Source organism: Paenibacillus sp. FSL H8-0317 (assembly GCF_045040685.1).
Classification (GTDB): Bacteria; Bacillota; Bacilli; order Paenibacillales; family Paenibacillaceae; genus Paenibacillus.
Genome location: NZ_CP150294.1, coordinates 3548688 through 3563357 on the forward strand (window position 1 = coordinate 3548688; position 14670 = coordinate 3563357).

Annotated in this window: 13 protein-coding genes; 12 read left to right on the forward strand and 1 reads right to left on the reverse strand. The window is 42.1% G+C overall.

Annotated features, from left to right (window positions below; all coding sequences use genetic code 11):
* The first annotated feature begins 34 nt into the window (after positions 1 to 34).
* The 7 genes from MHB43_RS15880 to MHB43_RS15910 all read left to right on the forward strand — a co-directional run bounded on the left by MHB43_RS15880 (position 35) and on the right by MHB43_RS15910 (position 7337).
* On the forward strand, positions 35 to 1690 hold the full coding sequence (locus MHB43_RS15880) for a sugar ABC transporter substrate-binding protein (RefSeq protein ID WP_339185130.1): 1656 nt from the start codon (positions 35 to 37) through the stop codon (positions 1688 to 1690).
* A gap of 110 nt (positions 1691 to 1800) precedes the next feature.
* Positions 1801 to 2766 (forward strand): sugar ABC transporter permease, encoded by a 966-nt coding sequence (locus MHB43_RS15885; RefSeq protein WP_083657036.1) that lies wholly within the window; start codon positions 1801 to 1803, stop codon positions 2764 to 2766.
* A gap of 12 nt (positions 2767 to 2778) precedes the next feature.
* Positions 2779 to 3681, forward strand: a complete 903-nt coding sequence (locus MHB43_RS15890; RefSeq protein ID WP_017688457.1) for a carbohydrate ABC transporter permease — start codon at positions 2779 to 2781, stop codon at positions 3679 to 3681.
* A gap of 282 nt (positions 3682 to 3963) precedes the next feature.
* Positions 3964 to 4338, forward strand: coding sequence for a response regulator transcription factor (locus tag MHB43_RS15895; protein ID WP_036615858.1), 375 nt, complete (start codon positions 3964 to 3966; stop codon positions 4336 to 4338).
* Entirely contained in the window at positions 4328 to 4963 is a 636-nt protein-coding gene (locus MHB43_RS15900) for a hypothetical protein (RefSeq protein ID WP_017688455.1), read from the forward strand. The genes MHB43_RS15895 and MHB43_RS15900 overlap by 11 nt, the downstream gene beginning before the upstream one ends.
* The gene (locus tag MHB43_RS15905; RefSeq protein WP_221821114.1) at positions 4956 to 5918 is read left to right on the forward strand and encodes a sensor domain-containing diguanylate cyclase; all 963 of its coding nucleotides are present in this window, start codon (positions 4956 to 4958) and stop codon (positions 5916 to 5918) included. The genes MHB43_RS15900 and MHB43_RS15905 overlap by 8 nt, the downstream gene beginning before the upstream one ends.
* A gap of 621 nt (positions 5919 to 6539) precedes the next feature.
* Positions 6540 to 7337 (forward strand): peptidase, encoded by a 798-nt coding sequence (locus MHB43_RS15910; RefSeq protein ID WP_405132325.1) that lies wholly within the window; start codon positions 6540 to 6542, stop codon positions 7335 to 7337.
* Positions 7338 to 7409: 72 nt separating this feature from the next.
* Here the strand turns inward: MHB43_RS15910 and MHB43_RS15915 are convergent, their stop codons facing one another.
* Complete coding sequence (locus MHB43_RS15915) at positions 7410 to 7754, reverse strand: helix-turn-helix domain-containing protein (RefSeq protein WP_074095086.1); 345 nt, start codon at positions 7752 to 7754, stop codon at positions 7410 to 7412.
* Positions 7755 to 8020: 266 nt separating this feature from the next.
* Between MHB43_RS15915 and MHB43_RS15920 the strand changes: the two genes are divergently transcribed.
* The 5 genes from MHB43_RS15920 (at position 8021) to MHB43_RS15940 (ending at position 14516) form a co-directional block, all read left to right on the forward strand.
* On the forward strand, positions 8021 to 9124 hold the full coding sequence (locus MHB43_RS15920) for a Gfo/Idh/MocA family protein (RefSeq protein ID WP_405132326.1): 1104 nt from the start codon (positions 8021 to 8023) through the stop codon (positions 9122 to 9124).
* A 113-nt stretch (positions 9125 to 9237) separates the two neighbouring features.
* Positions 9238 to 10584 carry an NtaA/DmoA family FMN-dependent monooxygenase gene (locus MHB43_RS15925; protein WP_237175366.1) on the forward strand — a complete coding sequence of 449 codons (1347 nt, stop codon included), beginning with the start codon at positions 9238 to 9240 and terminating at the stop codon, positions 10582 to 10584.
* 14 nt (positions 10585 to 10598) lie between these two features.
* Positions 10599 to 11339, forward strand: a complete 741-nt coding sequence (nfsA, locus tag MHB43_RS15930; RefSeq protein WP_405132327.1) for an oxygen-insensitive NADPH nitroreductase — start codon at positions 10599 to 10601, stop codon at positions 11337 to 11339.
* Between the two features lie 144 nt (positions 11340 to 11483).
* A complete protein-coding gene (locus MHB43_RS15935) occupies positions 11484 to 11909 on the forward strand; it encodes a MarR family transcriptional regulator (RefSeq protein WP_339308490.1) in 426 nt (141 codons plus the stop codon).
* Between the two features lie 288 nt (positions 11910 to 12197).
* Positions 12198 to 14516 (forward strand): glycosyl hydrolase family 95 catalytic domain-containing protein, encoded by a 2319-nt coding sequence (locus MHB43_RS15940; RefSeq protein WP_405132328.1) that lies wholly within the window; start codon positions 12198 to 12200, stop codon positions 14514 to 14516.
* The last annotated feature ends 154 nt before the right edge of the window (positions 14517 to 14670 follow it).

The window sequence follows — 14670 nt, forward strand, 5'->3', positions numbered from 1 at the left end:
AGTAAGACATACCACTTCCAAGGAGGGCAAGTACATGGGGGGACTTAAGAAAAAGAAGCTTTGGGGTTCCGTATCACTCGTTCTGGCTTTGAGTTTGGCACTTGCAGGATGCAGCGGTGACAAAGAGAAAGCGACTACAAAGGATGGGAAAGAGGTACTGAACATCACGGCCTTTATCGGAACGCCAAATCAGGCGCCAGCTAAAGATAACCGAATCTACAAGAAGATCCAGGATGAACTCGGCGTTAATCTTGAGATGGAGTTTCTTGTGGGTGATCTTCAACAGAAGCTCGGCGTTATGATTGCCGGAGGCGATTTCCCGGATCTGATCACAGCAGACACCAAGTTGGTCTCAGCGGGTGCGGTTATTCCGCTCGAAGATCTCATTGAAGAGCATGCACCTAATCTGAAGAAACATTTCGGTAAAGACTGGAACCGGATGAAAGATTCCAGTGACGGACATATTTACTGGTTGCCTAACTATGGAGTGTATACAGGGGAGTTCATTAGTAACTATTATTCTGGTCCTGCATTCTGGATCCAAAAGTCCATACTGAAGGATGCTGGGTACCCAACTCCTAAAACGTTGGATGATTTCACAAAGTTGATCCGTGATTATGCAGCCAAGAATCCAACGATTGATGGTCAACCGACGATTGGTTTCACTACATTGGCTTCAGACTGGCGGACGTTCCCTTTGCTTAACCCACCTGAACATCTTACGGGTCACCCCAATGACGGGGGCGTAGTCGTAGATGATAGTGGAGTCGCAACCGTTTTTGCCGACAAAGATATCTCCAAACGGTATTATAAAGAACTAAACAATCTGTATAACGAGGGATTGCTGGATAAAGAAGCCTTTGTTCAGAACTACGATCAATATCTGGCCAAAATTTCTTCGGGACGTGTGCTTAGTATGTTCGACCAGCACTGGAATTTCCAAGCCGGAGAAGACCCACTCGTAGCACAGGGGAAAATTGGCCAGACATACGTAGGCTTCCCGCTTGTCTATGATACAAGTATCACAGATCATTATCTGGATCGTCCGGTCATTAACTTGAACAATGGTTTTGGTATCAGTAAAGATGCTGAAGACCCTGTTGCACTTATCAAATTCCTCGATAAGCTTATGGACGAGAAGTACCAGAAGCTCTTGTCATGGGGTGAAGAGGGTGTAGACTATCAGGTGAATGAAGAGGGAAGATTCTATCGTACACCAGAGCAACGGACAGAGCAGGATGATCCGGCATGGAGATTGGTTAACAAAGCAGAAGGTTTTTATGCTGCGGCACCAAAGCTCGAAGGAACATTTGAAGATGGCAATGCAATTGGAGCGATCAACCAACCTGAGGAATTCTATGACAACCTCAAACCGGAAGATAAAGAACTTCTGGATGCATATGGCTTCAAAACGTGGAGTGACTTCTTCTCTCCTGCACCAGAAAATCCAGTGTACTATCCAGCATGGCAGGTCGATCTGAAAGAAGGCTCTGATGCTGCGGTAGCGAACAAACAAATGACAGACACCTCATTGAAATTCTTGCCTAAAGCAATCATGTCAAAACCGAATGAGTTCGATAACATTTGGACTGAATACGTAGACGCTTACAAGAAGATCGATGTTAAATCCTATGAAGATCGGATTAATGAACAACTGAAATGGAGAATCGAGAACTGGTCTGTTAAATAAAAAAATGCGGCAATGATGCTCTCGGAAGGTATCAACCAAAGGATTACTCAGGCGAGTGCCTTCCGAGACATCATGTTAAAGTCGCTGCAAGCCAATAGGAGGAGTGAAAGATGGCGAACACGCCTGGAGCCATACCAGAGCAAACTACCCGTACAGTCGTTCCCAAAGCACCACTGTTAAAACGATTGCGCGGACAAAGACAACTCATGTTCATGTCATTGCCCATCGTTGCGTACATTCTCGTATTCTCGTATTATCCCATTTGGGGCTGGGTTATGGCCTTTCAGAATTACAGTCCTGCGAAGAGTTTCACGCAGCAGGAATGGGTCGGGCTCAAACACTTTAAGTTTTTGCTAACAGACGATGCATTTCTTAACGTGCTTCGTAATACCATTGCGATGAGCGTCATCAATATGGTGCTCGGATTTGCGACAGCAATTATATTTGCCATTTTACTTAATGAGATCAAACATAAGTTTTATAAACGAACCATTCAAACAATTTCGTATTTACCTCACTTTCTCTCATGGATTATCGTGACAGGTATCGTTGCAAGTTCACTATCTGTAGATGGTGGGATTGTGAATGTGGTGCTCATGAAGCTGCATATCATTCAAGAACCTATCATGTGGCTTAGCGTTCCGGAATACTTCTGGGGCATTGTAGGCGCATCCCATGTATGGAAAGAAGTTGGCTGGAATGCCATTATTTATTTGGCGGCCATCACGTCTATCGATCCTTCCCTCTATGAAGCGGCAGAGATTGATGGTGCGAACCGATATAAGAAAATGCTGTATGTGACCTTACCCGGAATCAAATCCATTGTTATCATTTTGCTGATCATGAATATGGGCTGGATTTTGGAAGCTGGATTCGAGGTTCAGTATCTGTTAGGTAATGGTGTGGTTGTCGACTGGTCACAGACGATAGATATATTTGTCCTGAAATACGGACTACAGATCGGGAATTATTCTTTGGCTACTGCGGCAGGTATCTTCAAAACAGTAGTTAGTATCACGCTGATCTTTGCGGCGAATTCAATTTCCAAACGGCTCGGGGAAGACCGATTAATATAAGGGGGACTAGAGATGGGAATCAATAAATCTCGGCTTGAACCGATTGTCTTCCATACGTTAAATGGTATACTGATGATCGCAATCGCGATTGTTACCCTGTATCCGTTTGTGAATACACTCGCCGTATCATTCAATGCCGGTAATGACACCATCCGGGGTGGGATTTATCTGTGGCCTCGGGTATGGACAGATCAAAACTACAGAGCAGTATTTGCAGGAGGGACCATCTTCAGCGCCTTTGGTATATCTGTGGCGAGAACGGTTTTGGGGACAGTTTTAAGTCTATTCTTAACCTCCATGCTGGCTTACACACTAAGCCGAAAAGATTATATATTACGAAAGCCCATTACCATTACAGTTGTTCTTACGATGTATTTTAGTGCAGGTCTTATTCCAACCTACTTCCTAATGAAAGATTTGCATTTGTTAAACAACTTCCTGGTGTACATTATTCCTGGGCTGATCAGTGCCTTTAATATGATTGTTATTCGAACTTATATCCAGACACTACCGGAGGGATTGATCGAATCCGCCAAAATTGATGGTGCTGGAGATTTCAGAACATTCATTTCCATTATTCTACCGCTGTGCCAACCTGTTCTCGCTACTGTTGCACTGTTCATTGCAGTCGGTCAATGGAACTCTTGGTTTGATACGTTTCTGTATGCATCTTCCAAACAAAACCTGAGCACGCTGCAATATGAGTTGATGAAACTATTATCATCTTCTATGAATTCCAACAGCAGTGCAGCCGTGGCCAATGGTGCAGATCTTGGCGCTGCGCGTAACATGGTCACACCTGTATCTATTCGGGCAGCGATTACGATTGTTGCCGCATTACCGATCTTAGTCGTATATCCATTTTTGCAGAAGTATTTCGTTCATGGCTTGCAGCTTGGAGGGGTAAAAGAGTAAACTTAATGCAGTTCCAGATAACCGATCAAAACGGTCACTAGGTGACCGTTTTTTTCATGTTTTTTTAACGACGGGCGGTAGTATGTCAATTGCACACGAATCTAATTTATTCAATAATGTTGTTGACAATTAAATTAAAGTTACTATAATTTATATTTACTTGATTCACCAGTCAGTCTCTTTTCAGGGTGCCACTGCGCGCGAAAGCCCTATATCAAGAACTGTCCACAGCGCCTGACCATCCCGAGCTCTTACCATTTTATCAAGGAGACTGAAGAGAAAATGAAAGTATTAATTGTAGAAGACTCCATTTTCGTACAGAAATTGCTTACAAAGCTGATTGTTGATCATATTCCAGAATGCGAGATTCAGATTGCTAACAATGGAGAGCAAGGATACAACCTATTTAAGGAATTTCAACCTGATTTTATAACCACCGACCTGCTGATGCCTGGTTTGAACGGACAAGAAATGCTTCGAATGATTCGAGAAACGGATAGCAATGTCAAAATTATTATCTTATCTGCAGATATTCAGAAGACAACTAGGGATGAAGTTGAAATGTTAGGCATTTCTGGTTTTTTGAATAAACCGTTAACCGCAGAGAAGGCAACGACCATGATTCAACTGATTCAGGCGGCCTATCATGCTGAATGATTTACAGAAGGATTTGCTTACTGAACTAGTAAACGTTTACGTGGGACAAGCGGCTAACATGTTGTCAGAGATTGTAGACAAGCGTATCGTTTTGAATATTCCGGAAGTGGAACTAATCTCCATATCCGATGTTGATCCTGGAGATCGAAGATACAACATTTTCTTTAGTGAAGGTCACCTGTTTAGGTCATCCTTACAGTTTGGATACGAATTTCAGGGAAAAGCATTTCTGATGTTTCCTGTTGAGCAGGCTAAAGTATTAGCAAACATCTGTCTTGGAGAACTGGGTGAGAGCGTTATACCGAACGATCCGAACCTGATGGATACGGATTTGGACGTTTTGAAGGAAGTTAGCAATGTCCTGCTTAACGCCATTATTGGAGAATTCGGTAATTTCCTGGAGATCAAACTGGAATACGTCCTGCCTGATATTGAACTGATCTATGTCACCAATTCCGATCAGCAAATATTGCTTCAGAATGAAGTCTATGTCCTGGTTTTACATACCTCGTTTTTACTTGCCGATACGGATGTGACAGGTATCATTGTCATAGCATTAAGCATGAACTCCATATCGAGCCTGCTGGCCAAAATGGACGCTTTGTTGGAGGCGGACAATGGATAATCTTATTTCACAAGCTTTGAACAAAGCCCATATGGGAATAATGATCGTGGACAGGCATTTGAAAGTTGTTGTGTGGAATGCCTGGTTGGAGCGCTTTACTGGCAAGAATGTAGAAGAGGTACTAGGCTTGAATCTGCTTGAGGTCTGCCCGCGGTTTAAGTCAAATATCTATCTAAATATCTTGCAAAATGCGCTGTATCATGGACAGAGCAGATTTTGCTCAAGCGCGTTACATAAGGCATTCATTCTTCCTAATGAAGGAGAGGATGAACAATTATTCAGACAAAATATGCATGTTGAACCGCTCTATCATGAAGATCGGAGTTATGCCCTCATTCAGATTACTGACATGACACACACCAATACCAGGGTATATAAACTTAAAAATCTGATCAAAGAACTGGAGACGGAGTACGCCAAAATCAAAATCTCCGAAAAAATCAGCAAGCATTTGTCTTTGCATGATCCACTTACAGGTCTGCCTAATCGTCTTGCTTATAATGACCGTCTTGCCTGGGCTATCAGTAATGCTAAAAGAAACCATAGCAAACTAGCTGTCATGTTTGTCGATGCTGATGGGTTTAAACAAGTGAATGATACATATGGACACCATGTTGGCGATCAAGTGTTGCTGGAAATGGCAAAGCGATTAAGTGAAACAATTCCAAGTGCGGACACGGTAGCTCGGCTTGGCGGGGACGAATTCATCATTTTAAGCCATCTGAAAGATGATCACGATGCTGAAGTCATCGCCAAAAGATTGGAAGCTGCATTCAGTACCCATTTCAAAATTGCTGGAAACTATATCAACCTTTCGATGAGTATTGGTATCAGCCTATTTCCCAAGCATGGACAGGAGCCTTCCGAACTTCTGAGACATGCGGATGGAGCCATGTATAAGATTAAAAAGAATGGCAAGAATGGTTACGGAATTTATGAGCCTGAAAATGTTTAAGAAATCTAAAAATGTCTTTTAATAAAGTTGCTACAATAGCAACTTTATTTGTCTATACAATTAACATAAGAAAAAATACGTTTTCTCCTCTATTATTGTACGGAATGCCGATTATCTTAATCATAGTGGGGTATTTTATATTCAAAGGTTACAAGAAGCGCAGGGGTGTGAAGACGAACGAGTCGGTGGCTCCTGATGGTCAGCCAGCTAATATTAAACCATAGGATTAATGTTGCTACCACAATATTGAGAGGGACCAGAGTATGGCCCGATTGAGAGCCGCTATATTAGCGGCTTTTTTGGATTTTAAATAAGTAGAAGTCTGAAAGAGGCGATAGTCAACACAACAATAGGGATCACAAAACCCAATATCACATTCAACAACATAGAATTAATCACTCCCTTGTGGATGGTTTCACTATTGTTGACTGAAATACATCTTATAAATATGTCTTTGATGTTAAGGTAAGAAAACTAGCGAATCTATTTCAAAAAAACTGGAACAGTGGTATGATAAAAGGGAAATAAATCTAATTTATACAATAAATTTAATATATTTACAGAGAGGGATTAAAGATTGAAACTATAATCCAAATATTTTTATTATGAGGAGGATAAACTATGAATAAGAGAAAAACGAAGAAAGTTAGTATGGTAATGATTTGTATTCTATCGTTATTTTTGGCATCTTCAACAGTCCTGGCTAATACTGCATCTTCACCGTATAGTACACCCAAAATTAAGGGACACACGTACACTTTCACATCTGAAGTATGGACTCGAAATTTTACTACAGGTACGACTGCTGAAGCCGTTGCATCAGTGAAGGCTTCAGCAAGTGTTCCAAATGGATATATGGGAGCTATGGCTAGATTGTACACATCTGGCGGAAGCTTAAAAGCTTCAAGTTCCATGACATATAATACGTCGAAAATCTCTAGTTTTTTTGTCTACTCTCCAAGAATAACGACTAAAACGACGTATTATGCTCAGAACGTTGGTGAATTCTATAATGGGAATGGATACACTCGGTATACTGGATACAAGTCGCCACACTTAAAGTTATCGAACGTAAATTCATCAAATGTTTTATTTGAAAACAACACTGAAACATCGGAAACGATTCACGAATTATTGCTTCAAACTAAATATGATGTCAATTCACACGGCGATACCTATGGCTCAGCATTATCTGAACCAATCATTGGGGTTGAACCCGATTTGATTGCTGCAATTGGCACCAATGGAATCGAGGGTTATCTAAAAGCTGAAGATCTTACACCTAAAATCACTACCATCGAAGAAGCCTTGGCACAAACACAAGTGAATGGTACTGTTCGAACGATTCATTTGTATGATGTAGAAGGAGACAATATTATTGGAGAATTTGATGTAGTTACTGATTATAAAGTAGAATAGAAATTTTCAGAGTAAAAGAGCCGCTAAATTTGCGGCTTTTTTGGGTTAAGCTATCCATTTCAATTAAGTTGCTTAGCCGTATTCTTTGCCGAAGTCCTCCATCTTTTCAAGGATCGGTAGTAACTTCATTCCCTTGTCTGTTAAGGAATACTCAACTCGCGGAGGAACTTCCGGATATACATCACGTTGGATAACACCATCATTCTCCAACTCTTTAAGCTGCTTTGTGAGGGAGCCTTGAGACAGATCTCCAAGGAATTTTTTGATATCCGTATATCGACGTGTTTCGTCTTTTAGGTACCATAAAATGAAATATTTCCAACGCCCAGAAAGGACATTCTGAGTAAAAGCTATGGCGTACATATCACTTTTTCCATCTATAAATTCTTGTTCAAATCCTTCATTGCAAACTCTCATTCATATCACTCCTGATCCAAAGGTACAAAAAGATGTACTATGTTCATTTAAATTGCCCTCTTTGCAAACAAAACAAATACACCTATGATGGTGTCAACACCAAAACAATTTTAGTTTACCTAAAATGCGAAAGAATAATAATGTTATCTCGATTGAATAGTTAGCAAGCTAAATAAAATATATCATAGAAATGAGTGACTTATAAGGGCTGGAGACAAATCAATATTCAATCATACTGTAAATATTAACAAGGGAGATGTTTAACAATGAGTAAAAAAATTCGTACAGGTATCATAGGAGCATCCATTAATAACGGGTGGGCAAGTGGTACACATATTCCAGCTATTCAGCATTTGGATGAATTCGAGCTTACAGCGGTTGGGACAAGTAATATGGTGAGTGCAAAGAAAAGCGCAGAAGCTTTCCGGGCAGATCATGGCTTTGATAATATGGAGGAGTTGGCTCAGCACCCTGATGTGGATATGGTTGTTGTCAGTATTAACGTCAAGGAACATTATAATGCTGTCAAAGCCATCGCTCCAGCTGGCAAACCAATCTATTGTGAATGGCCACTGGGTTCTAATACAGAGGAAGCGCTTGAAATGCAGGAATGGGTAGCGTCCGCACAACTGCCAAATGCGATTGGATTACAGGCTAGACAAGCCCCGGCCGTTCAATACGTAAAAGATTTATTGGCAGACGGTTATGTCGGCAAAGTGTTATCTGCCAACCTGAAGATCGCTATAGATGGCATGGGTGGTGTTGGTGACAAGTCGACTGCGTACTTGTATGACCGGAAAATTGGAGGGAACTTGCTGACCATTGTAGGGGGTCATAATCTGGATGCCTTCACTTACATGCTTGGGGACTTTACAGAATTGTCTGCAACCACAGCTCAACAGTTTCCAGAAGTTGAATTGGTAGATATTCAGAAAGTCATCAAGAAAACAACGGATGATCAGATCATGATTACAGGAAAATTGACTAATGGGGCAGCAGCCAGTGTCCATATTCAAGGTGGAGTTAAACATCAGACAGGACTCACACTTGAAATCTTCGGAGACAACGGCACAATTGTGCTGAGCGCTCCTGCATCCATTCAATTCGGATCACACCAATTACGCGGTGCAGGATCTACGGACAACGAGCTTCGTGAACTAACCATTCCCGATGTCTATTTCTCGGCTCCAAATTCTCTATATAACGACTCCGGATTTGTTCTAAACATGGCTCAGGCTTATCGCAAGTTTGCCAAAGATATTCAAGAAGGCACTACCTTAGCACCTACTTTCGCGGATGCGGTGAAACTACATCAGTTACTGGATGCCGTCGAGAAATCAGCCCAGACCGGTGAACGTCAATATCTATAACCCTCCCTCAATGGAACAAAATCGGATCCATCCATATACTTAGCATGCTAAATATATTCGCGCTATAGTAAGGGCACACTTTGTGCCTTTCCAGAACGAAGGAGAAAATCGTTATGAAAAAAAGAAGTGAAATGCAACTGGCTTTACAGATGGTTTCGGGTTATGGAGCCGAATTTAGCGCATGGAGAATGCCTGGTACGGATCCTGCAGCTTACACCAATATGGATAGCTATGTAGAACGGGCTAAATTAGCTGAACAAGGAAAATTTCAAATGATTTTCATTGCTGATACTCCAGCATTATCCAATAATTTAGGTCCACAGACGCCTATGTTTCCTATGGACCCCATGTTGGCACTTATGGCAGTAGCAAGAGAGACACAACACATCGGGCTTGTTGCTACCCTCTCTACAACATTTAATTATCCCTACAACATTGCACGTCAGTTCAAAGCACTGGATGTTATCAGTCATGGACGTGTGGGATGGAATGCGGTTACCACATCCGACCCCCTAGCGGCGGCTAATTTCGGTGCCCGGGTTGAAAATCGCCAAGAACGCTATGACAAGGCACATGAAAGCATACAAATTGTTCAGGCCTTGTGGGGGAGTTGGGAACCAGACGCTTGGACGTTAGATGCAGAAGGAGGGGAATTTGCTGATATGGACAAAATCCAGCCTATAAACCTTCAGGGTCAATACTATGCATCTCGTGGTCCTTTGCCCATTCCCCCCTCTGAGCAAGGGCAGCCAGTGATTTTCCAGGCAGGGGGAGGAGGAGAAGGATTAGAATTAGCTGGGAAATATGCTTCCGGAGTGTACGCCAATCCTTATGATATTACGTCTGCCCGAGAACACAGACAAGCCATAAGGCAAAGTGCTGCCCGTTTCGGTCGAAACCCCGATGATATCAAAATGTTTGCAGGGTTTATGTTTTCTCTGGCTTCAACGGAGGAAGAAGCTCTGGATCGTCGGAAACAGCTTATGAGCTTCAATCCTCAGGAAATCCCCAGCAGGGTAAGTTACCTCGGATCCATGGTTGGTTTACCATTGTCGGTAAACTCAGTAGATATAGATCAACCTTTAGCGGCAGACTTGTTAAAAAATGCTTATGCCAACCCCATGGACCCCCGTTCTCCGAGAGCTTTAAAGTTATTAAAAGATGGACTCTCTGTAAGGGATGTTCTCGCTCACGGGGTCATCAACTATCATCCGGTTGTTGCAGGCACCCCGACACAGGTTGCTGACTTCTTAGAAGAATGGTTTTTGGCTGAAGCATGTGACGGATTCTCAGTTGTGCCCGATGTATCTTTTGATGGCGTTGCAGATTTTGTGAATCAGGTAGTACCTATCTTGCAGGAACGCGGTTTGTTCCATAAGGAATATGAAGGAAAAACACTACGCGAGAATATGGGCGTTCCTTACGAATACGGATTGCAGGAACATGGAATCAACGAATAAAGGAGAGCTTTTTAATGAATAACACACTCGAATTGCTTCATAACCATACATCGTTTCGTTCTTACACATCTCAACCCCTAACTGAGGAACAAATAGATGCAATATTTCAGGCAGCAAATCAAACTTCATCGTTCAGTCTTCTGCAGGCGGTATCCATTATACGCATCACAGATCCAGTACTTCGAAAAAAACTCAGACATCTCTGTGTCGATCAACCCTATATTGAAGAAGCGGCAGAATTCTGGATCTTCTGTGCAGATTTCAACCGAAATCATGAAATCGCTCCAGATGTGGATATTGAATATATTGAATTTCTGTTGATTGGTTCATTCGATGCTGGCCTGATGGCACAAAATGCGTTAACCGCGGCTGAATCGCTGGGACTTGGCGGAGTGTTCATTGGTGCGGTCAGAGCTAATATTAGCGAACTATCTGACGTATTGAATTTACCTAAATATGTTATCCCTCTGGTGGGGTTATGTATCGGTAATCCAGCTGGAGATAAGCCGGAACTGAAACCTCGACTCCCTCAATCCATGGTATTGCTTGATAATCAATACCAACCAATGGATCAAGAGAAATTAGCAATCTATGATGAGACCATGTTGAAGTATTATGAAAATCGACCGACGAGAGCCCCTTTCACTGTGAAAAAAGTAAAAGGATGGAGTGACCATATCCAAGATCACCTCGAGAGAAGTATTCAACCGCAAATGATGACCTATTTGAACAAGCAAGGTTTTGCCAAAAAATAAGCTTTACGATAAAATGCAATCTTTGTTGTGAAAATTGGATAGGAAGAGGCCCTTATAACGACACTAAGGTGAATTGACACTTAAATATCCCCATGATACATTTAGTCTGCTAAATATAATTCGGATGTTAGGGAGGGATCGTTCATGACAGATGCAGTAGATTGTGATATTCGACAGTCCTTAGATCGAATTTCCTCCCAAATGCGTCGAAACTATAGTGAATCTCTCCGGGAACTAAATCTCTATGTAGGACAAGATAATTTGTTGTATCGGCTGTGGTTGGGTGATGGGGTAACACAGATGCAACTAAGTGAACATATGAAATGCGAACCACCAACGGTTACAAACATGGTCAAATCACTGGAGCAGAACGGATTTATCTATCGCAAACGTGATGTACAGGATGCAAGGATCATGCGTATCTTTCTAACCGATAAGGGCAAAGAATTAGAAAAACCGGTTGAGCATAAATGGAGAGAGCAGCAGGAGAAACTACTTCAATCCATTTCTTCGGAAGATCGGCTGATATTGAGGCAATTCATGCAACAAATGGAGCGAAATATCTTATAAATTACGCCAAGCTTCATGTAAACTAAATGAAATGAACGAAACAGAGCCGCTAATTATAGCGGCTTTTTTTATTGCCAATAGCTATACTTCCTTGTCCAGAACAAGAATTTGTACTGTCCGTATCCGAATTCACGATTACACCTCTAATGCTGGGATAAGATTGTGATAATTCAAGTTAATTTTGTTCATTTAGATGCTGAAGAGATTACAGTACACTGAAAGAACATACAAACGGAACACACTAAATATAAAAAATGTGAGGAATTATAATTCGTTGGAGGTTTTAACGTGAAGACCAAAAATATCTGGTTTAATCAACCTGCTGGAAGATGGGAAGAGGCATTGCCTATCGGAAATGGAACTCTTGGAGGAATGATTTTTGGCAAAACACAGATCGAGAGAATTCAGCTTAATGAAGATAGTCTGTGGTATGGTGGTCCGATGCAGCGGAATAATCCTCAAGCACTTGAATCTTTATCTCAGATCAGAAACCTGATTTTTGACGGTAAGATTAGGGAAGCAGAAGAACTCGCAGCAGATACTCTGGTAGGTGTTCCTGACGGGCAAAGGCATTATGAGCCATTAGGGGACTTTTATATCGCTATGGACCACAGTGAACATGAACCGAATGAATATCAAAGACATCTCGATCTGGAACATGGCAAGGTAAACGTGAATTATACCGCAGATCAATCCATTTACAGCCGTGATTATTTTGCCAGCTACCCGGATCAAGTGCTCGTTGTTCATCTCAAATCTAGCGTACCTGGAAAGTTATCTTTCTCCACTATTTTTGGCAGGGGAACCGTTCTGCAATCAACATCCTATTCAGATATTCTTAAGCATCCTGTTGGTTTCCAATCCTATCTGGACCGGATCGAGAAGCGTGGAACGAATGACTTGATCATCCGGGGAAGAAGTGGGGGAGAAGAAGGAATCCGATTTTGTTGTGCGATTCGCCTTATATCTGAAGGAGGACAGGTTCACTATTCAAGCGGTCAGCTTTCTCTGAAGAATGGTAATTCAGCAACAATTCTAATCTCGGCTTGCACGGATTTCCGAGTACCCAAGGAACAACTTGAAGCGGAGTGTCTCCGCAGAATTGAGGCCGCTTCAACAAAGCCATATAACGAACTGCTCGCCGATCATGTCTCGGACTATCAATCCTTATTCAAGCGGATGGATATACATCTCGAAGATGAAAACAAAGATGTGATATGTTCCGAACTTCCAATCGATCAGCGCCTTGAGCGGCTTAGAGCTGGTAAGCATGATCCGGAACTGTTGAGTCTATACTTTCAATTTGGTCGCTATCTGCTTATCTCAAGCAGTCGTCCAGGTTCTTTACCTGCAAACCTTCAAGGGATATGGAATAAAGACATGCTTCCTGTATGGGATAGCAAATATACGATTAATATTAATACACAGATGAACTATTGGCCTGCAGAAAGCTGCAATCTGTCTGAATGTCACATTCCATTGTTTGATTTTATAGATCGACTGCAAGTCCGGGGAAAGGAAACCGCTAGAACCATGTATGGATGCAAGGGGTTCGTTGCTCATCACAATTCGGATATCTGGGCAGACACTGCTCCGCAGGATGTATGTATGACATCGACGTTTTGGACTATGGGAGGAGCATGGCTTTCATTACATCTATGGGACCACTACGAATACAATAAGGATGTTCAATTTCTCGAAAAAGTTTACTCCACGATGAAAGATGCGGCTATGTTTATTCTGGATTATCTAATAGAGGATCCTTCCGGCAATTGGGTGATATGTCCTTCGTCCTCACCGGAAAATCGCTATATATTAGATAATGGAGAGTCGGGGGCTTTATGTTTTGGTGCTTCAATGGACAATCAGATTATTAGAGAACTCTTCACGCGTTGCATTGAAAGTACCCGGATATTGCAGGAAGATCAGGAATTCGGGGAAGTACTCTGTAGTGCTTTAACCAAAATACCGGAGACTTCCATTGGCAAACATGGGCAGATCCAAGAGTGGAGTAACGATTATGATGAACTGGAACCTGGCCACAGACATATTTCCCATTTATTCGCTTTGCATCCTGGAACGCAAATTACGTTGCAATCAACGCCTGATCTCGCCAAGGCAGCTCGAGTAACACTCGACAGAAGACTGGAACACGGTGGCGGACACACAGGATGGAGCAGGGCGTGGATTCTCAACATGTGGGCACGATTAGAGGAGTCGGAACTTGCACACGATAACATCGTGGAACTTCTACGTTCCTCCACGTTACCCAATCTGTTTTGTGACCATCCTCCATTTCAAATTGATGGGAACTTTGGAGGTACTGCAGGGATAGCAGAGATGCTTCTCCAGAGCCATAACGAAGTAATCAGATTGTTACCTGCTTTACCAGTAGCGTGGCCAAAAGGATATATTCGTGGTATTCGGGCTCGTGGCGGATTTGAAATAGATCTGGAGTGGGAAAATGGTCGTCTGTTAAATACCAGAATTCGCTCTATTGCAGAATCAAGAGTAACCCTATCCTATCTGGACCAAAAGATGGAATTAACTTTCCCTGGCCCCAATGCCATGATTGAATTAAAAGGGGATAAATGGAATAACAAATAATAACTTACCGATTACCTGAGCGAATACCGGCTGACAAAATTGCCGGGTGAATTCGCTCTTTTTTTTTTGCTGAAATAAGATATAGGCAAAAGTTGGCGTGTTTTTGCTCAATGCAAATAAGATTTATCAAACAGGTATTCTGAGGTCTCATTCA